This window comes from Bradyrhizobium sp. WBOS08 (genome assembly GCF_024585125.1).
GTDB classification, from domain to species: domain Bacteria; phylum Pseudomonadota; class Alphaproteobacteria; order Rhizobiales; family Xanthobacteraceae; genus Bradyrhizobium; species Bradyrhizobium japonicum_B.
Window position 1 is genome coordinate 4,806,672 of the sequence record NZ_CP028988.1, and the last position, 19,520, is coordinate 4,826,191.

19 protein-coding genes are annotated in these 19,520 nt (G+C 66.0%); 14 read left to right on the forward strand and 5 right to left on the reverse strand.

Annotated elements, in window-relative coordinates; all coding sequences use genetic code 11:
• Positions 1 to 34 precede the first annotated feature (34 nt).
• Positions 35 to 1,441 (forward strand): M20/M25/M40 family metallo-hydrolase, encoded by a 1,407-nt coding sequence (locus DCM80_RS22530; RefSeq protein ID WP_257193754.1) that lies wholly within the window; start codon positions 35 to 37, stop codon positions 1,439 to 1,441.
• A 474-nt stretch (positions 1,442 to 1,915) separates the two neighbouring features.
• Here DCM80_RS22530 and DCM80_RS22535 read toward each other — a convergent pair whose 3' ends face one another.
• Positions 1,916 to 2,695: a class II aldolase/adducin family protein gene (locus DCM80_RS22535; protein WP_257193756.1), complete on the reverse strand. Its 780-nt coding sequence runs from the start codon at positions 2,693 to 2,695 to the stop codon at positions 1,916 to 1,918.
• 158 nt (positions 2,696 to 2,853) lie between these two features.
• On the reverse strand, positions 2,854 to 4,503 hold the full coding sequence (locus tag DCM80_RS22540; protein WP_257193757.1) for a glycosyltransferase family 39 protein: 1,650 nt from the start codon (positions 4,501 to 4,503) through the stop codon (positions 2,854 to 2,856).
• 311 nt (positions 4,504 to 4,814) lie between these two features.
• On the opposite strand from DCM80_RS22540, the gene DCM80_RS22545 reads away from it, so the two are divergent.
• Positions 4,815 to 5,681 (forward strand): DUF308 domain-containing protein, encoded by an 867-nt coding sequence (locus DCM80_RS22545; RefSeq protein ID WP_257193758.1) that lies wholly within the window; start codon positions 4,815 to 4,817, stop codon positions 5,679 to 5,681.
• 128 nt (positions 5,682 to 5,809) lie between these two features.
• On the forward strand, positions 5,810 to 6,229 hold the full coding sequence (locus DCM80_RS22550) for a MucR family transcriptional regulator (RefSeq protein ID WP_028135388.1): 420 nt from the start codon (positions 5,810 to 5,812) through the stop codon (positions 6,227 to 6,229).
• Positions 6,230 to 6,368: 139 nt separating this feature from the next.
• Here the strand turns inward: DCM80_RS22550 and DCM80_RS22555 are convergent, their stop codons facing one another.
• Together DCM80_RS22555 and DCM80_RS22560 are read right to left on the reverse strand one after the other, a co-directional pair.
• Positions 6,369 to 6,797: a SufE family protein gene (locus DCM80_RS22555; RefSeq protein ID WP_028135389.1), complete on the reverse strand. Its 429-nt coding sequence runs from the start codon at positions 6,795 to 6,797 to the stop codon at positions 6,369 to 6,371.
• 68 nt (positions 6,798 to 6,865) lie between these two features.
• Positions 6,866 to 7,309: a DUF5330 domain-containing protein gene (locus DCM80_RS22560; RefSeq protein ID WP_257193759.1), complete on the reverse strand. Its 444-nt coding sequence runs from the start codon at positions 7,307 to 7,309 to the stop codon at positions 6,866 to 6,868.
• Between the two features lie 410 nt (positions 7,310 to 7,719).
• Between DCM80_RS22560 and DCM80_RS22565 the strand changes: the two genes are divergently transcribed.
• From DCM80_RS22565 to DCM80_RS22580, 4 genes are all read left to right on the forward strand, one after another.
• Positions 7,720 to 9,630 (forward strand): PAS domain-containing sensor histidine kinase, encoded by a 1,911-nt coding sequence (locus DCM80_RS22565; protein WP_257193761.1) that lies wholly within the window; start codon positions 7,720 to 7,722, stop codon positions 9,628 to 9,630.
• A complete protein-coding gene (locus tag DCM80_RS22570; RefSeq protein ID WP_257193763.1) occupies positions 9,623 to 10,327 on the forward strand; it encodes a peptidoglycan-binding domain-containing protein in 705 nt (234 codons plus the stop codon). Before DCM80_RS22565 ends, DCM80_RS22570 begins: the two co-directional genes overlap by 8 nt.
• A gap of 146 nt (positions 10,328 to 10,473) precedes the next feature.
• Positions 10,474 to 10,683 carry a hypothetical protein gene (locus tag DCM80_RS22575; protein ID WP_028135393.1) on the forward strand — a complete coding sequence of 70 codons (210 nt, stop codon included), beginning with the start codon at positions 10,474 to 10,476 and terminating at the stop codon, positions 10,681 to 10,683.
• A gap of 53 nt (positions 10,684 to 10,736) precedes the next feature.
• Positions 10,737 to 11,081 (forward strand): DUF1491 family protein, encoded by a 345-nt coding sequence (locus DCM80_RS22580; RefSeq protein ID WP_257193764.1) that lies wholly within the window; start codon positions 10,737 to 10,739, stop codon positions 11,079 to 11,081.
• Positions 11,082 to 11,233: 152 nt separating this feature from the next.
• On the opposite strand, the gene DCM80_RS22585 is transcribed toward DCM80_RS22580, so the two are convergent.
• Positions 11,234 to 12,211, reverse strand: coding sequence for a DUF2336 domain-containing protein (locus DCM80_RS22585; protein WP_257193765.1), 978 nt, complete (start codon positions 12,209 to 12,211; stop codon positions 11,234 to 11,236).
• Positions 12,212 to 12,465: 254 nt separating this feature from the next.
• Here DCM80_RS22585 and DCM80_RS22590 point away from each other — a divergent pair, with 254 nt between their 5' ends.
• The 7 genes from DCM80_RS22590 to DCM80_RS22620 all read left to right on the forward strand — a co-directional run bounded on the left by DCM80_RS22590 (position 12,466) and on the right by DCM80_RS22620 (position 19,493).
• Positions 12,466 to 12,654 (forward strand): hypothetical protein, encoded by a 189-nt coding sequence (locus tag DCM80_RS22590; RefSeq protein WP_028135396.1) that lies wholly within the window; start codon positions 12,466 to 12,468, stop codon positions 12,652 to 12,654.
• Positions 12,655 to 12,670: 16 nt separating this feature from the next.
• Positions 12,671 to 13,432 carry a hypothetical protein gene (locus tag DCM80_RS22595; protein WP_257193766.1) on the forward strand — a complete coding sequence of 254 codons (762 nt, stop codon included), beginning with the start codon at positions 12,671 to 12,673 and terminating at the stop codon, positions 13,430 to 13,432.
• A 219-nt stretch (positions 13,433 to 13,651) separates the two neighbouring features.
• Entirely contained in the window at positions 13,652 to 17,056 is a 3,405-nt protein-coding gene (locus tag DCM80_RS22600) for a CHAT domain-containing protein (RefSeq protein WP_373569366.1), read from the forward strand.
• 57 nt (positions 17,057 to 17,113) lie between these two features.
• Positions 17,114 to 17,530, forward strand: coding sequence for a hypothetical protein (locus tag DCM80_RS22605; protein ID WP_306556656.1), 417 nt, complete (start codon positions 17,114 to 17,116; stop codon positions 17,528 to 17,530).
• A gap of 196 nt (positions 17,531 to 17,726) precedes the next feature.
• Complete coding sequence (locus tag DCM80_RS22610; protein ID WP_257177524.1) at positions 17,727 to 18,491, forward strand: hypothetical protein; 765 nt, start codon at positions 17,727 to 17,729, stop codon at positions 18,489 to 18,491.
• A 142-nt stretch (positions 18,492 to 18,633) separates the two neighbouring features.
• Positions 18,634 to 18,996, forward strand: coding sequence for a hypothetical protein (locus tag DCM80_RS22615; RefSeq protein ID WP_257193769.1), 363 nt, complete (start codon positions 18,634 to 18,636; stop codon positions 18,994 to 18,996).
• Positions 18,997 to 19,100: 104 nt separating this feature from the next.
• Complete coding sequence (locus tag DCM80_RS22620) at positions 19,101 to 19,493, forward strand: FixH family protein (RefSeq protein ID WP_257193770.1); 393 nt, start codon at positions 19,101 to 19,103, stop codon at positions 19,491 to 19,493.
• Positions 19,494 to 19,520: the final 27 nt, after the last annotated feature.

Genomic DNA, 19,520 nt, shown 5'->3' on the forward strand with positions numbered 1-19,520 from the left:
CGCATCTCGACACCCGGCAATCAGGAACACGATCATGGCCAATGCGCAGCTTCAATCCGTGCTCGACCACATCGACAAGGACTTCGACAACAGCCTGGAGCGTCTGTTCGCGCTACTCCGGATCAAGTCGATCTCGGCGGATCCGGCCTTTGCCGGGGATTGCAAGGCGGCGGCGGACCATCTCGCCAAGGACATTGCGAGTCTCGGTGTTGCTACCGAGGTGAGGCCGACCGCGGGCCATCCCGCCATCGTCGGCAAGACCCAGGGAGACGGCAAGTCCGGCGGCCGGCCGCATGTGATCTTTTACGGTCATTACGACGTGCAGCCGGTCGATCCGCTCGATCTCTGGCACCGCCCGCCGTTCGAGCCCGTGGTGACCGACCACGCCGACGGCCGCAAGATCATCGTCGCGCGTGGCGCCGAGGACGACAAGGGCCAGGTGATGACCTTCGTGGAAGCCTGCCGCGCCTGGAAGAAGGTGACGGGCTCGCTGCCGATCGACGTCACCTTCCTGATCGAGGGCGAGGAGGAGGTCGGCTCGAAGAATTTCGTGCCCTTCATCGAGGCCAACAAGGACGAGTTCAAGGCCGATTACGTGCTGGTCTGCGACACCGGCATGTGGGACCGCAACACCCCGGCGATCACGACCTCGCTGCGCGGCCTGCTCTATGAAGAGCTGAAGATCACCGCCGCCAATCGCGACCTGCATTCCGGCGTGTTCGGCGGCAGCGCGATGAACCCGATCCGGGTGCTGACGAAAATTCTGGGCGGGCTGTTCGACGACGACAACCGCATCACCATTCCCGGCTTCTATGACGGGGTGAAGGATCTGCCGCCCGACATCCTCGCGCAATGGAAGAAGCTCAACCTGACGCCCGAGATGTTCCTGAAGCCGATCGGCCTGTCGATCCCTGCCGGCGAGAAGGGGCGCCTGCTGATCGAGCAGGCCTCGTCGCGCCCGACCTGCGACGTCAACGGCATCTGGGGCGGCTATATCGGCGAGGGTTCCAAGACGGTGATCCCCTCGCATGCCTCCGCCAAGGTCTCGTTCCGCCTCGTCGAAGGACAGGACCCGCAGAAGATCCGCAAAGCCTTCCGCGATTACGTCACCGCACGGCTCCCGGGCGACTGCAAGGTCGAGTTCGGCGACCATTCCGCCGCGCCTGCCGTCGCACTCGACTGGAACATGAAGCCGCTCGCCGCCGCCAGCACGGCGCTCACGGACGAATGGGGCAAGGAGACCGTGCTGATGGGCTCCGGCGCCTCGATTCCGATCGTCGCCGACTTCAAGCGCACGCTCGGCCTCGACTCGCTGCTGGTCGGTTTCGGCCTCGACGACGACAACATCCACTCCCCGAACGAGAAGTACGACCTGCGCAGCTTCCAGAAGGGCATCCGCTCCTGGGCCCGCATCCTGGCGGCACTGGCGGAAGTGAAGTAGATTCGGTGCCATAGGGTGGGCAAAGGCGCAAAGCGCCGTGCCCACCATCTCTCAATGATTACAAAGGACGAAGACGTGGGCACGCTCCGCTTTGCCCACCGTCGACACCTCTCTCCGTCATTGCGAGCGGAGCCAAACAATCCAGCGCAGTAGGGTGGATTAGCCGAAGGCGTAATCCACCAACTTCGTTCCGCACGCGCGGATGCACGGTGGATTACGCTTCGCTAATCCACCCTACGAGACCTATCCTCGTCATTGCGAGCGTAGCGAAGCAATCCAGAATCCTTCCGCGGAAACAGTCTGGATTGCTTCGTCGCATCAGCGCAAAATCGCTATGCAATCTTGTCGCGAGCTCCTCGCAATGAAGGCGGCGTGTGTCCCCAAACAAAAACGCCGCCCGGGATTGGGCGGCGTTTCATTCCAGAACGTGCAGAGGTAGTTCGGTAAAAAGACTACCTCAAACTCTTGAAAATCTCAAGACCGGTAGCCCGGAAGCTCGCGGTCGAGCTTGCGCAGCAGCGGCGGCCACACCAGGTTGGTGGCGCGCAGTTCGGCGCGATCGCGGTTGGCGAGCAGCTCGGTGTTCTTCTCGATCGCGATCTGCTCGACCGGATAGACCGGCGTGCCGAGCGCGCGGGTGCGCACCTGCATCGAGCAGGCGCGCTCGAGGTGGTACATGCGCTCGAAGGCGGAGGCGACCGAGCGGCCGACCGTCAGCGTGCCGTGATTGCGCAGCAGCATGTGGTTGTGGTCGCCGAGATCCTTCTGCAGCCGCGGCCGCTCGTCGTGGTCCAGTGCGATGCCTTCGTAGTCGTGATAGGCGAGGTCGTGGGTAACGAGCTGAGCGGTCTGGTTCAGCGGCAGCAGGCCTTCTGCGCTGCTCGACACCGCGGTGCCGTCGAGCGTGTGGAGATGCAGCACGCAGATCGCGTCCTCGCGGACCTCGTGGATCGCCGAATGAATGGTGAAGCCCGCCGGGTTGATGCTGTATTCGCTCTCGGAGAGCTGGTTGCCGTGCAAATCGACCTTGACGAGGCTCGACGCCGTGATCTCCTCGAACATCAATCCGTAGGGGTTGATGAGGAAGTGATGCTCGGGGCCGGGCACCCGCGCAGAGATGTGGGTGTCGACCAGATCGTCCCAGCCGTACAGCGCGACCAGGCGATAGCAGGCGGCGAGATTGACCCGTTGCTGCCACTCGGCCTCCGTCATATCAGACGGCACTTCCTTCAGGCGCGCTTCAGCTGGCGACATGGCTGATCCCTCCGAACATCGTTGTTGCGGGGAGGGAGCGTAGACTTGCAAATGGCTGGCAGCAAGGCGCGTCGGAAGCGCGGCACTCAAGCGTCACCCGCATGCTTGTCCGCCGTAGCTCGAAGAGCGAAGGCGGAAGTGCTACGGGAGAACATCATTTACGGCGCCGGGATCGACAGCAGGCTGGAGATGCTGCGGCCGCGGATGTCGTAGACACGGGCGAACACCACGTCGTCGCGCTTGATCTCGACCATCACCGGCGCGGTCAGGCCCTTGCAGTAGAACTCGCTGAGCGTCATGGCGAAATCGGCCGCGTTGGAATCCCAGCCGATGGTGAAGTCGGGTCCGAGGGCGACCTGCGCCGGGCGCTGCGGACCGCACACCGCGACCTTCCATTTGCGGTTCGCCGGCGGCACCTCCTGGCGCTCGACGATCTGCTCGCGCAATCCGTCGGAGGCCTGCTTCAGCGCGAGGCCCCAATAGTCCAGCATGAAGCGGTTGTCGGCGCCGCGCACGGTGCCGGCGATGTGGTTGAAGTGCGTGTATTGATAGGGATGCAGCCGGATCATCTCGGCGAGCGGCAACGCGAGGCCGAAGCAGAAGGTGGCGAGCACGACGGGCTGCCAGGTGCGGTGATTGGCGCGCAGGCGCTCCATCGCCCTAGCGAAAGCGACGCCGCCGAGCACCGCCATCGGCGGAATCACGAACACGAAATGGCGGATGCCGTTGTACAGCGCCGGCCGCTTCACCATCGCGATCGCAAGCGGAAGGGTCGCAGCCAGCGTCAGCATCAGCATGATGGTCTTGCGCCGCGCCGGCACTTCGTCTCGCGCCAGCATGGCGAAGGTGCCGAACACCGCGCCGGCCATCAGCACCAGCATCACCTCGGGCAGCTGCAGCGCGAACAGCGTCGGCAGATAGGACCACGGCATGTCGGGCACCGACACGATCGCGCCGTCGAACATCTCCTTCCACGGCTTCTCGAAGAAGTGCGAGAAGTAGGTCAGCGCCTGGAAGGGATTGCCGGGTTCCATGATCGACCACGGCCAGAGCAGGCCCATCAGGAGATAGCCGAACGCGAGGCCGGGCAGCAGCACATAAACGACATGGGCGAAGCGGCGCGCCGACTCGCGCAGGCCCTGGCTGCGCAGTTCCTCCAGGAACAGCGGGATGAAGCCGAGCACGGCGTAGACCAGGGCGAGCCCGCCGAGAACGCGGCAGCCGAGCGCAAGACCGGCGCCGAGCCCGACGATCAGGATCGTGCGCGGCGACGGCTGCGGATATTCCTCGGCGAGCCGGACGAGGCCCAGCATCAGGATGATCATGGCCACCGCGAAGGGCGCATCCTTCGGGTTCATGAACATGTGGCCGTAGAAGATCGGGCACAGCGCGAGCAACAGGAGCGCGGCAAGACCGGCGAGCGGGCCGCCGATGCGGCGGCCGAGCCGCCAGGTCACCGCGAGCCCGATCACGCCGACGATGGCGCCGACCAGACGTCGCGTCTCGAACAATTCGAGCGGAATGATCTTGTGCAGGAGGGCCGCGACCATGTCGAAGCCGCCGCCATACATGTAGAGATTGGCGAAGGAGAGCGCCGCATTGTCCTTGAAGCCGGAACCGAACATGCGCAGCAGCAGGTCGGCATATTCGGCGTGGGTGTAATCGTCCCAGCCGAGGCCATAGTCGCGGAAGGTCAGGCCCGCAACGACGGCGACCACGGCCAGCACCAGCATGGCGAGATCGTCGCAAGTCCGTTCGACCGAGCGCCGTTGAGGCGTGTCGATCGCCGACGTCGTGATGGATGTCATGGCTATTGGCGCCCCGGAATCCCCTCTTGGCCCTGCTGGTGCGCGCGGGCCTCAACCCCGGTTTCCCTATAGCGCAGTTCCATTACCAAGTAATTGGGCATTATGGCTAAATTCCTGATGCGCCGCAGCAATTCCCGATTTCAGAGCAAGCCTAGCAGTAGCTAGCCCTGTCTGAAGGGAATGTGAATAAGTCCCTGATTTCCTTCCCGTTAGGAACGCGGGCTGCAATTGGCCGTTGGCGCGGAACGGCGTATGACGATATCGTGGCGTGACGGGTCGCGTGTGGATGTGTGCGGCCGGGGGTGAGTTCGATGACCTTGGCATTGTTGATCGCGGGGATTTTCGCCGTCGTGGCGGGCCTCCTTTCGATCCTGTTCGGCTTCTCCGTGAGGGAGTTCAGCCTCGGCAGTCCCCTCATAATCGCGGGAACGATCGCCGTCTGCTCCGGACTGTTACTGGCGGGCCTCTATCTCGTGGTCGCGGAGCTGCGGGGCATCGCTCGCCGGCTGGCCGGTGCGCCGTCCGAAGTGCGGGTCAGGCCCGTGCTGCCGGGCCTCGCCGCATCAGGCGCCGTTGCGCCCGAGCTGATGCCTGCCTCGGCGGCTAGGACCGAGCCGGCGCCACCGCCGCCACCGCCCGCAGGCCTGCCGCCGTGGCAGAGCGAAGCCTCCGCGCGCGAGCGTCCGCGCCCCGAGACAGCGCCGGAGCCGGAAGCTCCGACGCCGCCCGCGACTCCGGAAGCGCCGCGCCGGCGCAACCTGTTGTTCGCCTCGACCTCGCGCAAGGAGCGCGAGCGTGCGGAGGCGAAGACGACCGAGGGCGCGCCGCCGCCTCTCGAAGCGCCTGCAGCGCCCGCGGCGCAGGACGCTCCGCCTGCCAGCTTCGACGACGCTTGGCCGAAGCCGGAGCGCATGCGCCCACCGGAGCCGCTCGTAGGTTCGCGCCGGCCGCCGCCGCGCCCGCCCGCCGCGGAAGCCGCTCCCGCGCCGCCGCCGCCCGCACCTGAGCCGGCGGCCGCACCCGAGCAGCCGCCCGTGACCGTGCTCAAGTCCGGAATCGTCGACGGCATGGCCTATTCGCTCTATTCCGACGGCTCGATCGAAGCGCAGATGCCGGAGGGCATGATGCGCTTTGCCTCCATCGATGAGCTCCGTTCCCATCTCGACCAGCGCGGCTGAGCAGAAGTGAGCGCCGCCGTTGTTGTGGCCTCGTCGGTCGTCGACTTGTCTCGGCCGAACGGCTTGTTGACAGACAATGGTCCGGCGTCGTCTATCCCGTAAGGCGCAAGGTGGAGAGAGGCGGGCCGATGTCGGACGCTGGGGCGAAGAATTTCATCGAGCTGACGGCGAGCATCGTGTCGGCCTATCTCAGCAACAATCCGACGCCGGCCGCGGAGATTCCGAACCTGATCAGCCAGGTGCACGGCGCCCTGGTGCGGGTGTCGTCCGGCCGCACCGAGACCGCGCCGCTCGAGCCGGCCAAGCCGGCGGTCTCGCTGAAGAAGTCGGTCGCGCCCGATTATCTGGTCTGCCTGGAAGACGGCAAGCGCTTCAAATCGCTGAAGCGGCATCTGCGCACCCAGTACAACATGACGCCGGAGCAATACCGCGAGAAATGGGGCCTGCCGGCCGACTATCCCATGGTCGCGCCGAACTACGCGGTGGCGCGCTCGCAACTCGCCAAGCAGATGGGCCTCGGACAGCAGCAGCGGAAGAAGGGGAAGTAGAGGCGCAGCTTTCGTAGTTCTTGTAGGGTGGGCAAAGGCGCGCTCTTGCGCGACGTGCCCACGAGTCTTCTCCAATCGCATTCAGAACGTGGGCACGCTACGCTTTGCCCACCCTACGAGAGCTCTCGATGAAGCTTCTTCACGTCGCTTCGGCGAGCGCCTCTCTCGCGTCGGTCTTGATGCGCTCGACCATGGAGCGCAGGCCGTTGGAGCGCTGCGGCGTCAGATGATCGCGAAAGCCGAACTCGTCGAACACGGCGATGGCGTCGGTGTCCAGAATCTGCTGCGGCGTGCGGCCCGAATAGAGCGAGAGCACGATCGCGACCAGCCCGCGCACGATATGCGCGTCGCTGTCGCCGCGATACCTCAGGATCGGCGCGCCATGGCTGCGGTCGACCAGCTTCTGCAGCCAGACCTGGCTGACGCAGCCGTTCACCTTGTTCTCGGCGGAGTGCTCGGCCTCCGGCATCGGTTCCAGGGTCCGGCCCAGCTCGATGACGTACCGGTAGCGGTCGTCCCACTCGTCCAGAAGCTCGAAATTGTCCCTGATTTCGTCGATCGTCGTCATGCTGGCCCATGGTTCCCGCTTCCCGCCAATATAAGGATGCGAGGCGCCGAAATCGATAGGGTTTGGCGCTAATTCGCCGCTTGAGGGCCGCGCCATTCCAGCGCGAGGTCGTCCTGGCTCAGGGTGTCGCGCGGCGCTTCGCTCGAGACGGCATCGCCTTCGCCGGCCATCGCGATCGAGCCGGTATGGTCGGGCGCCTTCTTGTCGGTCTTGTCGATCTTCTCGTTCCTGTCGTGGCCGATCTGATCTTTCTTGTCGTTGATGATCTGGTAGATCTTGCGCGCGCCGTCCTGGGCGCGCTGGCCGATGATGGTCGCGGCCTGTCCACCGACCTCGCAGGCCGCCGGCTGGCGCTTGCAGAACTGGGTCATGTCGGAGACGGCCGCGGTCGCAGCCTGAACCGCGTCGGCAGCGCCGATCTGCGGCAGCTTGTCCGATTCGGGCGTCTTGTCCCGCGGCAGGAGCACCAGCACCAGCCCGAGCCAGAATGTGATGCGGAGCAGAAAACGCATCTTGTCGACCTGTATGGTAGATCCCGTCCGCGGCGATGGTCCGCGCGCGTTCCGACCTAGCAACTCTCGATAAATCGCAAGTCATTGCCTTGAGCTTAATTCGCGGAAAATTGGCGCAAAATTCTTCGGGATCGACGGCGTCGTAAATTTTCGATTGACGCCGTGGCCCGTGATCCTGCCGGCAGGCATATCCACCAATTCGAAACCATCAGCGGGAAGATGAAACCCTGTGTTCACCATCCGCAGCGAAGACGTCGTCAAATCGTCTAAAAAGCCGCGCGATGTCCCGGCGTCCGGTCGCGCGTCCCGCCGCCTTAGCACTCGTTTAAGGTCGCTCTGACACGGTGGCTCAACGACAAGGAGGCGTTCCGGCGCGTCTTCTAAGACGATTGAGCCGAAGCGCGAGACCCGTGACAGTTTTGAGTATCATCCGCGATTGTCTCGATGCATTGCTGCATCCCTCTGCGCGTTCCGATGCGCTGATGCGAGCGCGCCATCGTGCCTTCATGGCGCCGCTGCTGCTCGGCAGCCTGGGCGCCTTCGCCGCATTCCCGGTCTATCTCGCCATGCGGGGCGCGCCGAGCGCGGTCGAGGTCGCCGCTTTCGCATGGCTGATCGCGCCGATCTTGTTGTCCTGGTTCCTGTCGCGCACCGGACGCTATGAAAGCGCGCATGTGTTGTCGTCGCTGGCACTCGCCGGCCTGATCATGGCGGTCGCGGGCAGCACCGGCGGCATCGAATCGTTCGCCGCGGTCTGGCTGGTCGTGGTTCCGCTCGAAGCCGCGCTGTCGGCCTCGCGCCGTGTCGCTGCCTTCGCCTCATTGCTCGCGCTGTCCTGTGCGGGCCTCCTGATCCTGCTCGGTCAGCTCGGTTGGTTGCCGTCAGCAGACGTCGGCGCCGCGGAACGCGGCGTGCTGATGGCCTGCGGCGTCGTCTCGGCGACGCTCTATGCCGCGGGCCTTGCCTTCGGCGCGCAATCGCTGGCACGCACCAGCGTGGCGCTGCTCTCGCGCGAAGAGGAGCGCTATCGCCTGCTCGCCCGCAACATGAGCGATGTGATCTCGCGGCATCAGCGCAACGGCGCGGTGCAGTTCATCTCGCCGGCGGCGGAGGCCATGCTCGGCCTGCCGGCGGCGCAATTGCTCGGTCACGGCCTGTTCGACCGCGTCCATGTCGCCGATCGCCCGGCCTATCTTACCGCGCTGTCCGATGCCGCGCGCGGCGAGGTGCGCAGCGTCGAGTTCCGGCTGCGGCGCGAGGCCGATGGTTCGGAGCGCGGTCAGGTCGATTTCCTCTGGGTCCAGATGCGCTGCCGGCCGGTCGACCAGGGCATGGGCCAGGATCCGCATCGAGACCTCACGCGTGAGGCCGAAGTCGTCGCCGTGATGCGCGACATCACCGACCACAAGCTGTCCGAGCAGGCGCTCGAGCAGGCGCGCAGCGCCGCCGAGGCGGCCGACGCCGCCAAGACGCGCTTCCTCGCCACCATGAGTCACGAGCTGCGGACGCCGCTGAACGCCATCATCGGCTTCTCGGAGATGATCGCGCAGGAGCAGGCCCTGATGCTGGGCGCGGCCCAGCGCCGGGAATATGCCCAGCTCATCAACGATTCCGGCCAGCATCTCTTGTCGGTCGTCAACGGCATCCTGGACATGTCGAAGATGGAATCGGGCAATTTCGAGATCGCGTCCGAGCCGTTCGCGCCGCGCGCCTCGCTCTTGCATTGCTGCAATCTGTTGGCGCTGAAGGCGCGGGAGAACGGCATCGACCTCATCACCGACGCGCCGCACGACCTGCCTGTCATGACCGGCGATCCCAGGGCCTTCAAGCAGATCGTGCTCAATCTCGTCGCCAACGCCATCAAGTTCACCGAGCGCGGCGGTCAGGTTTCCGTCTCCGCCGCGGTGACCGGCTCGCAGCTGATGCTGCGCATCAGCGACACCGGCGTCGGCATCGCGCCGGACGATCTCCAGCGCATCGGCGCGCCGTTCTTCCAGGCGGGCAAGACCTATCAGCGCCGTCACGAAGGCACCGGCCTCGGACTTTCGATCGTCAAGAGCCTCGTGGCGTTGCATCTCGGAGAATTGACGGTACAAAGCAGGTTGGGAGAGGGCACCGCCGTCACTGTCAAGCTGCCGCTCGTCTACACGCCGCCGCAAGCCAGGCCGGCCGAGAGCAAGATCGCGACGCTGACGCCGGCGCTGCGCCAGGAATTTCAAGGACAAGAATTTCAAGGACAGGAACTTCAAGGTCAGGAGCTTCAAGACCGAGCTCACGACCAGTCTCAGGACCAACCCGCTCTGGTGAAGAAAAGTGCCTAAGAAGTCTGCCAAGGACGAAGCCGCTCCGCGCCGCCGCGGTGCCAAGGCCGCGACGGTCGATGTCGAGACCGAGCGCAACCTCGTGATGCGCGTGCTGCTGCACAGCCCCAAGGATACGCTGGCCGGTCTCGTCGCGGTCGCTGCGGTCGGCGCGATCGTTGCCAATGCGCTGTTCCTGCAGACCGGCCGGCACCCGGCGCCGATGTTCGGCACCGTGATCAATCTGCCCGCGCCGTCATCGATGCAGCTGTCGAATCCCCTGCCGCGTCCGCGCCCCGTCGGCGCCGACAGCTCGCCGCTCGAGCCGCGCGCGACCGAGTTCCGCGCCGAGCCCAAGCCTGCCGAGCGCGCCGCCGAGAAGGCGCCGGAGAAGCCCGTCGAGGCGACCGCATCGACGCGCGCGAACGATCCGATGACCAACCTGGTCAAGCAGACGACCTCGACCCCGCCGTCCACCATGCGCCCGCCGGCCCCGATTCCCGTGCCGCAGAGCCCGGCCGCACGGCGTATCGCCGGGGTGCAGCGCGCGCTGTCCGAATACGGCTACGGCAATCTGAAGATCACGGGCACGATGAACGGCGAGACCCAGTCCGCGATCCAGAAGTTCGAGCGCGAGCACAAGATGCAGGTCACCGGCCAGCTCTCCGATCGGCTGCTGCGCGAGCTCGGTGCTGCGATCGGCCACCCCGTCGAATAAGCACATCCCCGCTGTCATTGACGCGGATCAACTTGCGGCATCGCCGCGAGGCGGCGTCCCGCTTGGGGCGATTTGCTTGGGATCAATGACAGCCGCCAGCCTTTGCGATCATGATCGCCCATCTTCAACGAGGAAGAGAGGGTGCCATGTTCAAGGTCTCCGTTCTGGTCTGGATCATGCTGGGTACGGTGCTGGCGGGCGTCAGCCTGATCGTCGTGCTGATGGTGCCGAGCTTCGCCGCCGATTCCATCAGAAACATCCCCTATGCGGTCGCCGTCGGCTTTGCGCTTGCCATGCCGCTGTCATATCTCGTCGCGCGCCAGATCAATGGTGGGCAAGGCATCGGCAAGGCGTGACAATCGGACGCTGACACTGGCGGCGCGCGTCACGCCGGCCTATCGTTCGACTCATGCGCTTGAAATCCAACATATGGGTCGCCGCCTATCTGCGCCGGTGCCAGACCGAAGGCGTGTTCGGCGCGGTGCGCCGGCGCGGCGCCGAGGAGGCGGGCGCGGTGTTCGTGAAGGTGTCGCTGCTCGACGGCCATGCGATGCTGTACGTGCCGGCCCCGCAGACCTCCTATGACGACGGCCGCCCCGTCGATCGCTTCTTCGTGCCGGTCGCGCCGCAACCCTTGCCGGAGCACACCATCGAGGAGCGGCTGACCAAGGAAATTCGTTTCGACCCCGATGCCTGGATCGTCGAGACCGAGGATCGCGCCGGACGGCACTTTCTGGAGCTGGCGAAGACGTAACCACCGCCGTCATTGCGAGGAGCGAAGCGACGAAGCAATCCAGAATTTCTCTGCGAAGGGATTCTGGATTGCTTCGCTGCGCTCGCAATGACGGAGCTCGCAGAGGCGTCGCGCCCAACGCTCCATCCGGGCTACGGGCTCCACCGTCCGCGCTACCGCTCCGACGATCCATCGGTGCCGGTGCGGCGCGCCGGCAGCGCACCCGGCTGCACGCCGGGCCGCGTCTGGCTCGCGCCGGCGCGGGCGCGCTGGCGTTCGCCGTCGTGCAGGGACGGCTGGTACTTGGCGCGGGTGACGGCGAGCGTGGAGCCGCGCCAGGCCGCCAGCATCACCAGCGCCGAGCGGTCGCTGAGGCGGTCGTAGAGCCGCGCCAGCCGGTACACCTCGTTCACGGAATTGCCGATCGCCGGCTTGAAGAACAGCAGGATGCGCTGGAAGTTCGGGCTCGGCATGTCGAGCGCGCGCGCCGCGACCGCGAGGGCTTCGCCGCCTGCATCGTCGACGATCTGGGCTGCGACGCGCGAGGGCAGGATCAGGCTGTCGCCGAGCTCTAGGGCGAAGCTCTCGACGTCGCCCGCGATGGCCGCCATCTCCAGGATCTGAATCGCGCGCTTGGCACGCACGGTCGGGATCCGCGGTGCGGCCTTCAGCGGGGTCTGCGCCAGATTGTGCAGGATCAGCGCGCGCTCGGATGGGCCGGCGCCGAAGAACATGTCGTGGATCTCGGCGGCGTCCTTCGGCTGCATTGCCATGCTGGCGGCCATGCGCCGTTCGGCCTCGCTCGGCGTGCGGGCTGGGGTGGGAAGCGGCGCAGGCGCCGGGATCTCGCGGGCGAGCGGAATCCTGCGGCCTTCCTGGGCCGCGACCAGCCCGAGCTTCTGCAGCACCGGCACGGGCGTCTGCGGATAGATCGCGAGCTTGGCCTTGACGGCCGCGCGCGTCGCATCGTCGACCTGGTCGATCAGCCGTGTCGCAAGCTCGGTAAATTGACGCTGCTCGTCCTCGCTGTGGACGCGGGTCTGGACATAGAGGTCGGTCAGCACGCGCAGCAGCGTCGGCCGAACATCGACGCCTTCGCGGCGGGAGAGGGACATCAGCCCGTCGAATCCGGGAAACAGCGACTTGGTCATGGAGAGATACGCGACCTGGAAAATATACTGGTCGCCAGCCTAGCGCAGGCTCCTTTAAAGGCTCGTTAAGGAAAACGAGGCGTGAAGGCCGCCGCTCGCTTTGGAGCGATCCCGTGCCTGAACGGGACGCCGCGGCCGGCCCGTGCGGCTACGGTCGCTGGGCCGCGTTTACACCCCGTTAACCATGAGCTGATCTTAATGACTCGCATGTTGCAGGGGCGCGTTCGGTCGCGCGGCAATTGAAGAGAGCTGACATGGGGACCATCATTGAATTTCCGGCCGGTCGCCGGGTGGGCTCGTCGGGCGATGTCGCTCCGCGCGCGGACATGGGAACGATCCTGATTCTTCCCGCCATCCGGATCGAGCGCGAGGCGGATGAAACCAGCGGCGACCGCGGCCCAGAGCAGGGCACAGCGCCGGGGCGTCGCCGTCGCCGTCGCTGACATCCGGCTTCAGGCAATGCCGGACACCATCCGCCAGATCCGGCCCGTCAGATCGGCCGTCCTGCTCGCACTGCTTGCCGCCACGCTCGGCGCCTGCAGCGGCGGCGATTTCGGTCGCACCCGCGAGAGCATGCGCAGCGACGACATGCATCGCTGGCTGGGCGCGGAGGTCACGTCCAGCGTCGGCCTGAAGCCTTCGCAATTCCAGCTCACCGACGAGGAGCGCCAGCTGCGCGACCTCGCCTATCCCATGATCGAGCCGCCGCTGTCGCGCCCCGCATGGAAGAGCGTGTTCGGCGACTACAAGGCGTTGCCCTCGCCCTGGCGGCAGAAGGTCGTGTTCGACCGCACCATGTACGGACGCACGCTGATCGACGAGCCGCACCGCTCGCACTCCTCCCGCTACGCGCTGCTGATCGAGGACGTGCGCAACGACATCACCCGTTTCGAGCCATTCTTCGCCTCCGCGATCCGCGTCATCGACCTCGACAGGAAGCGCGATGCCAGCATGGCCCGCGTCTCCTCGCTTTCGCCGCGGGAGAGGGACGATGCGGTCGCGCGCATGCAGGAGAACTCGCTGATCGTGCAGTGGGTGCAGCAATGCCTGGAGCAGCGCGTCTCGTCCTACCGCTGGGCGCTGGAGCGCCTGGTGATCCAGGCCCCCGACGGCATGGCTGCCGACGCCGACCGCCTGATCGGCGAGCTCGCCGCCCAGACCGCCAACCCGCCGGTCCAGGCGCAACCGCCCTACGGCCGCGCTGTCATCTCGAAGGGCTGAGCGCGCGGGCCGGCCGCCCGTCGAGGCGGCGATCGTGCGACGCGGCTTGTCGGCGCGAACCGGGCCGGACCCGGCGATCCTCCTTCCTGGCCCCGGACGGAGCCGTTGAAGCCCTGTTGAGCGCGTTCGGGAACCGCATTGATAATGCTTGTCCTTCCCGGCCGGCCGGATAGGATTGTCCCGTTTCTTCAAAGTCATTTTACCCGAAGGTCCTTCGAGATGAGCTTAGACGCCGCGCGTCCTTTCAAGAGCCGTCTGGATGTTTCCCCGCGCCACCTGCTGGCACTTGCCATTCTGCTCGGATCGGCCGGCTCCGCCGCCGCGTTGAGCAGGGAGGCAGCGCTGGAGAATTGCCGCATGAGCGTCGGCAAGCCGATCGTGCAGGCCTGCATGCGCGCAGGCGGAGGCGCCAATCTCGAAGCCTGCCGCGCCAAGGCATCGCCTCAGGTCAGGGCCTGTGCGATGGCGGCGCTGAATGCCGCCAATGGCCGCGCCAACGTCGCGGTCGAGCTTCCCAAGGAAGCTGCACCCAAGCTCGAACTCGGTACGGCGCTGCCGAAGGATTTCGTCGCGCCGCCCCGCAGCATCGCCGACATCACGGCCGTCCTCGACGGCGACAGGCCCGACGAGAAGACGATCGCGGAGTTGCAGTCGGACGCCGACGCCGTACCGACGGGGAAAGAGTCGCGGGCTGATCTGGCCCAACTCTATTTCGACCGCGCCAATGCACGTGCCCAGCTCGGCCGGCTCGCCGAAGCGATGACCGACGCCGACAAGGCCGTGGAGGTCGGGCGCGGCGCCGTCGGCCCGAACGCGCTGGGGCGGATGCTGCAGCTGCAGTCCTTGCAGCACTCGCTTGCAGGCGATCCGAAACGTGCGCTCGATATCATGCAAAGGCTGTTGCGTGAATCGGCCAGCATGCCGGGCGCCAAGGGATTGCAGTTCGTGACGAACCGCGGGATTGCGGCCGTCCTCATCCAGATGGGCGACATCGCGCAGGCTGAAGCCTATCTCCGCCGCAGCCAGACCGTGATCCAGGAGGCTCGCACCAGCGGCCATCCCAACTGGCGATCGGCTTATGCCAAGTTCGGCCAGAGCTGGGAAGGCGAGACGGAGCTCACGCGCGCCATGATCTTCGAGGCGCGCGGGCAGTTTGCCGACGCCGAGGCGGCCTATCGCAACGCCGAGCTGCGCAAGCGCGCGAGCACGAAGGCGATCCTGGCAGCGGACAATGCGCCGGCGGAAACCGTTTTGCTGCAGGCGATCGACGGCACCGTGCTGAGCCAGGCGCGCATGAAGGCCAAGCAAGGGCGCCTCGCCGAGGCCGAGGTGGATGCGCGTCGCGCGCTGCTCTCGCGCCTGAAGGACACCGGCAAGTACAACTCGGTTACGCCACGCTTCGTCATGGGCCTGGCGGGCATACTGGTCGACCAGGGTCGTTACGAAGAGGCCGAGAAGCTGGGCCGCGTCGCGCTCGAGATCAACAACAAGGTCGGCGTGCCCGAGCAATCGCAAGCGACGGTGCAATTGCTGTCGCAGCTCGCCGGCATTCTGACGCTCCGCCGCCAGAATGCCGAAGCCAGCGAGATGTTTGCGCGGATCGACAAGGCGGTCGCCGGCTGGGAGCCCCAGCGTCGCCAGGTGTTCGAGCTCAATCCCTCCCGCATCCTGTCGCTCTACGGTTCCGGGCAGTTGGACGCAGGCATCGCGGCCGCCGAGCAGCTCCTGAAGAAGCAGATCGCCCGGGTCGGGGAAAATCACTTCGATGCCGCGTCGGCTCGCGGCACGCTGGCCGTCGGCCTGATGCGTGCCAAGCGCGATGCCGAGGCGATCCGCGAGTACAAGGCCGCCATTCCGGTGATGATGGCGAGCGCCAACGAGAACGCCGATGACGAGAACACCACGGTGGTCGCCGCGCGCAGCCAGCGGCTGCAGACCATCGTCGAGAGCTACTTGGTGCTGCTCGCGAGGGCCGAAGGGACCGGCAAGGATGTCGGCGAGGAGACGTTCAGCCTCGCCGATGCCATCCGCGGCCGCTCGGTCCAGCAGGCGCTAGCGGCGTCGAGTGCGCGTGCGGCGGCCAAGGATCCCGCGCTCGCCGAACTCGTGCGCAAGGAGCAGGACCTGACCAAGCAGGTCAACGCCCAGCTCGGCACGCTCAACAATGTGCTCGCGCTCCCGGCAGCGGAACGCGACGAGAAGGGCGTTGGGCAGATCCAGGCGTCGATCGCGGCCTTGCGCAGCCAGCGGGACAAGGCGCGCCTGGAGATCAAGCAGAAGTTCCCGATTTATGCCGATCTCGTCTCGCCCAAGCCGCCGAGCGTCGCCGAGATCCGCGCGACGCTGGCCGACGACGAGGCCATGCTGTCGTTCTATTTCGGCCAGAATGGCAGCTTCGTCTGGGCAGTGCCGAAGTCGGGACCGGTGGCGTTCGCCGCCGTGCCTGCCAAGATCGGCGACATCGAGAGCAAGATCCGCAAGCTGCGCGAAGCCCTCGAGCCGCCGGCGGCGATGATCTCGGACATTCCGCCCTTCGACCTCGCGCTCGGCCACGAGCTCTACGAGTTGCTGCTCAAGCCAGTTGAGAGCGGCTGGAAGCCGGCCAAGAACCTCATCGTCGTCACCAATGGCGCGCTCGGGCTGCTGCCGCTTTCCTTGTTGCCCACGGCACCGGCCCAGGTGGCCGCCGAGGAGGACCCGCTCTTCGTCGGCTATCGCAACGTGCCGTGGCTGGCGCGAACTCATGCCGTGTCGACGGTGCCGTCCGCGGCGGCGTTGCGCACGCTCCGGCAATTGCCGCCGGGCAAGCCCGGCCGCGGCGACCTCGTCGCCTTCGGCGATCCCTATTTCAACGGTGAACAGCAGGCCGAGGCGGACGGCGGCGGGGAGAAGATTCAGGTCGCCGACGCCGGCGGCAATGTCACGCGCGGTGGCCCGCTGAAGCGGCGCAACAGTCCGAAGCTGGATGGCGTCGACAGCGCCGAGCTCGGTCTGCTGCCCCGGCTTCCCGATACCGCGGACGAGCTGAAATCGATTGCGCTGGCGCTGCAGGCCGATCCGTCGAAGGTGCTGTTCCTCGGCAAGGACGCCACCGAGAGTGCGGTCAAGACCATGAATCTGTCCGGCTTCAGGATCCTGGCCTTCGCCACCCACGGCCTCGTCCCTGGCGAGCTGAACGGTCTGACTCAGCCGGCGCTCGCTCTATCGTCGCCGGCTGTGACGGGGGAGAGCGGCGACGGTCTCCTGACCATGGAGGAGATTCTCGGCCTCAAGCTCGATGCGGATTGGGTGATCCTGTCGGCCTGCAACACCGGCGCGGGCGCCGGCGCGGGGGCCGAGGCGGCATCCGGACTCGGTCGCGCGTTCTTCTACGCCGGAACGCGTGCGCTGCTGGTGACGAACTGGTCGGTGCATTCGCAATCGGCGCGGCAATTGGTGACGGATCTGTTCAAGCGGCAGGCCGACGATCCCAGGCTGTCGCGCAGCGAGGCGCTGCGCCAGGCGGCGATGGCCCTCGTCGATGGGCCCGGCTATCTCGACAGCGAGGGCAAGACCGAGTTTGCCTATGCGCATCCGCTGTTCTGGGCGCCGTACACGATCATCGGCGATGGCGGCGTGCGGTGATGACAAGGTGAGGGAAGGGGTGAACGGACCATGATGCGGAATGTCTTGTTGGGGGTAATGGCAGCAGCTTTGTTGCTTTCGGCACCTGCGCGCGCCACGCAATTGATCACGGAGGAGGAAGCCAAGCTGCCGCCGCCGAAGGGAGCGGTCGCAGCAGACCGTCGTGGCATCCTGCGCGGTCCGAAGGTCGAATTCATCTCGCCCGGCGCTGCCGTCAGCTCACCGATGCCGCTGGTGTTGAAGTTCGAGTCGTTCGGCGGGGCAAAGATCGATCCGGAGTCGGTCAAGATGATCTTCCTCCGGACGCCGAACGTGGACCTCACCCCGCGGGTCAAGCCGTTCGTGAAGGCGGACGGCATCAACATCCAGGACGCGGAACTGCCGCCCGGCGAATACGCCGTGCGTGTCGACATCAAGGACAGCGACGGCCGGTCGGGCACGACCGTCTTCACGCTGAAGGTCGCACCCAAGTGAGCTGCCCTTATTGCTGCGCCGAAACTGCGGAGGGTGCTCTGGTTTGCGGCGACTGCGGGCGCGACATCGCCGTTCCCGCCTCTTTGGTCGCGGAGCGCGACGATCTCCTGCGCAAGCGCGAGCAGCTGCGCGATGAATTGAGGCGTGCCAGGGACGAAGTGCAAGCTATCAGACAACGACGGAAGTCGCGCTAGCGATGGAGTGTCCGTTCTGCGCCGAGACGATCAAGGACGAGGCCATCGCCTGCAAGCATTGCTCGCGGGACCTGCGCATCGTGCGGCCGATGCTACTCGAGATCGACGACATCGTCGCCGAGCTCGATAAGCTCAGGCGCGATCTCGACCGGGTCAATGTCCGGCTCGAGCGGTACAAGAACCCGCTGCGCTATTTTACGACGCATGCGGTTCTCTACGTCGCGATACCGTCCCTTCTTCTGGTGATCGCGCACGTGCTCGTGACCATCACCTTCAACGTGTCGCCGATCCCGCTTCGGATCGCCTCGATCGTCATACCTCTGCTGTTCGGATTCGTAGCCTACCCGCTGCACCGGGTTTCGACCTTGACGGCCCTGGTGCTGGCGTTCCTGGCTGCAGCCGTCAGCGTCCTGTCGATGCTGACGGTCACGGGAATTCACGATCACGTCCCGATCCTGCCGGAAGCCTGGATCGAATGGCGCGAAGTGTTCGAATATGGCGCCAGCATCCTGCTGGCCTTCGTCTCCGGCAACATCCTCAGCGTCGTGATCTTCCAGGTGCTGCCGCGCGTGCTGACCCAGGGCGGCAAGCCGAACGCGTTCGCCTTCCGCGTGGCGCGCCTGCTCGGGCAGCACGTCGGCGAAGAGCAACTGCGCCGCCGCGCCCGCCTGATCCAGGACCTGATGCAGACCGTCGGCCCGCTGGCTGGCGTCGCCGCGACCGGTGTCGGTTCCATCTATGCCGGCTTGAAGGGCCTGCTGGGATAGTCCAGCCTTTAACCCGGGCCAATTTGTCGACCGCCGTAAAGGACCCTGGTCACGAATGCTTGATCCGGATCAACGAGCGCCGCCGGCTCCGGGATATGTTAGAAAAGAGGCGTTGCAGCCCCGAAAGGCAAGTCGATCATCGATGCGGTTCGTCCGTACCATCCTGGCATTCGCGATCGCCATATCCCTGGCGATGCTGCCGGCTGGCGTGTCCGCATCCGGCCTTGCCATGTCGTCGGACATGCAGATGGCCATGCCGATCGGCGGCGACGCCGAGATGGCGATGGACGATTGCTGCCCTGACATGAAGGGAACGCCTGCCCAGACCGTCGGCTACAAATGCGGGATGGGCTTCTGCTGCGTCGGCGGGCTGGTTGCGCTCGACGACGTCAGGCCCGTCGCCTTCGGGTATTTCGCCATTGCGGCGAGCACGGTCGCCATTCCTGACGATCAGGTCGTCTCCGTCCGCGACGGCAGTCCTCCCTTCCGGCCTCCTCGAATCTGATCTCGCCAAGCTCAAGGACGCGAGCGGCATTGCCTGCGCGCGTCGACGACTGACGTGCGCGCTTCCTGCGCCACGGCGAAAGATCAGATCATGAGGACAGGACAATGCTTTCGAAGTTCAGCACAGCGGCTCTCGCCGCCACCCTTTCGCTTGCCGCTTCTGCCGCCATGGCGGGCGCCGGCGATTACGCCTTCGAGCCCGTCAACGCGCAGATGAAGAAGGGCGACGACGTCACGCTCTCGGTTCGCCTGACCAACAAGCAGACCGGCAAGCCCGTGGCGGACGCCGTCATCTTCAAGACCCGCGTCGACATGGCTCCGGACGGGATGGCGGAGATGGTCTCCGATGTCGCGCCGCTGCCCTCGAAGGAGCCGGGCGTCTACGCCTTCAAGACCGACCTGCCGATGGCCGGCCGTTACCAGGTCACGCTGTCCGCCAAGGTGCAGGGCGAGGCCGAGACCGTCACCGGCAAGGTGATCGTCACGGCGACCAAGTGAGCGTGCGGACGCCGTCCGCGGCGTCCG

What these genes read in the sequence shown, in the direction of transcription:
- DCM80_RS22530 (WP_257193754.1), top strand. Translation starts at nt 35, where the DNA reads ATGGCCAATGCGCAGCTTCAATCCGTGCTCGACCACATCGACAAGGAC.
- DCM80_RS22535 (WP_257193756.1), bottom strand. Translation starts at nt 2,695, where the DNA reads ATGTCGCCAGCTGAAGCGCGCCTGAAGGAAGTGCCGTCTGATATGACG.
- DCM80_RS22540 (WP_257193757.1), bottom strand. Translation starts at nt 4,503, where the DNA reads ATGACATCCATCACGACGTCGGCGATCGACACGCCTCAACGGCGCTCG.
- DCM80_RS22545 (WP_257193758.1), top strand. Translation starts at nt 4,815, where the DNA reads ATGACCTTGGCATTGTTGATCGCGGGGATTTTCGCCGTCGTGGCGGGC.
- DCM80_RS22550 (WP_028135388.1), top strand. Translation starts at nt 5,810, where the DNA reads ATGTCGGACGCTGGGGCGAAGAATTTCATCGAGCTGACGGCGAGCATC.
- DCM80_RS22555 (WP_028135389.1), bottom strand. Translation starts at nt 6,797, where the DNA reads ATGACGACGATCGACGAAATCAGGGACAATTTCGAGCTTCTGGACGAG.
- DCM80_RS22560 (WP_257193759.1), bottom strand. Translation starts at nt 7,309, where the DNA reads ATGCGTTTTCTGCTCCGCATCACATTCTGGCTCGGGCTGGTGCTGGTG.
- DCM80_RS22575 (WP_028135393.1), top strand. Translation starts at nt 10,474, where the DNA reads ATGTTCAAGGTCTCCGTTCTGGTCTGGATCATGCTGGGTACGGTGCTG.
- DCM80_RS22580 (WP_257193764.1), top strand. Translation starts at nt 10,737, where the DNA reads ATGCGCTTGAAATCCAACATATGGGTCGCCGCCTATCTGCGCCGGTGC.
- DCM80_RS22585 (WP_257193765.1), bottom strand. Translation starts at nt 12,211, where the DNA reads ATGACCAAGTCGCTGTTTCCCGGATTCGACGGGCTGATGTCCCTCTCC.
- DCM80_RS22590 (WP_028135396.1), top strand. Translation starts at nt 12,466, where the DNA reads ATGGGGACCATCATTGAATTTCCGGCCGGTCGCCGGGTGGGCTCGTCG.
- DCM80_RS22595 (WP_257193766.1), top strand. Translation starts at nt 12,671, where the DNA reads ATGCCGGACACCATCCGCCAGATCCGGCCCGTCAGATCGGCCGTCCTG.
- DCM80_RS22600 (WP_373569366.1), top strand. Translation starts at nt 13,652, where the DNA reads ATGAGCTTAGACGCCGCGCGTCCTTTCAAGAGCCGTCTGGATGTTTCC.
- DCM80_RS22605 (WP_306556656.1), top strand. Translation starts at nt 17,114, where the DNA reads ATGGCAGCAGCTTTGTTGCTTTCGGCACCTGCGCGCGCCACGCAATTG.
- DCM80_RS22610 (WP_257177524.1), top strand. Translation starts at nt 17,727, where the DNA reads ATGGAGTGTCCGTTCTGCGCCGAGACGATCAAGGACGAGGCCATCGCC.
- DCM80_RS22615 (WP_257193769.1), top strand. Translation starts at nt 18,634, where the DNA reads ATGCGGTTCGTCCGTACCATCCTGGCATTCGCGATCGCCATATCCCTG.
- DCM80_RS22620 (WP_257193770.1), top strand. Translation starts at nt 19,101, where the DNA reads ATGCTTTCGAAGTTCAGCACAGCGGCTCTCGCCGCCACCCTTTCGCTT.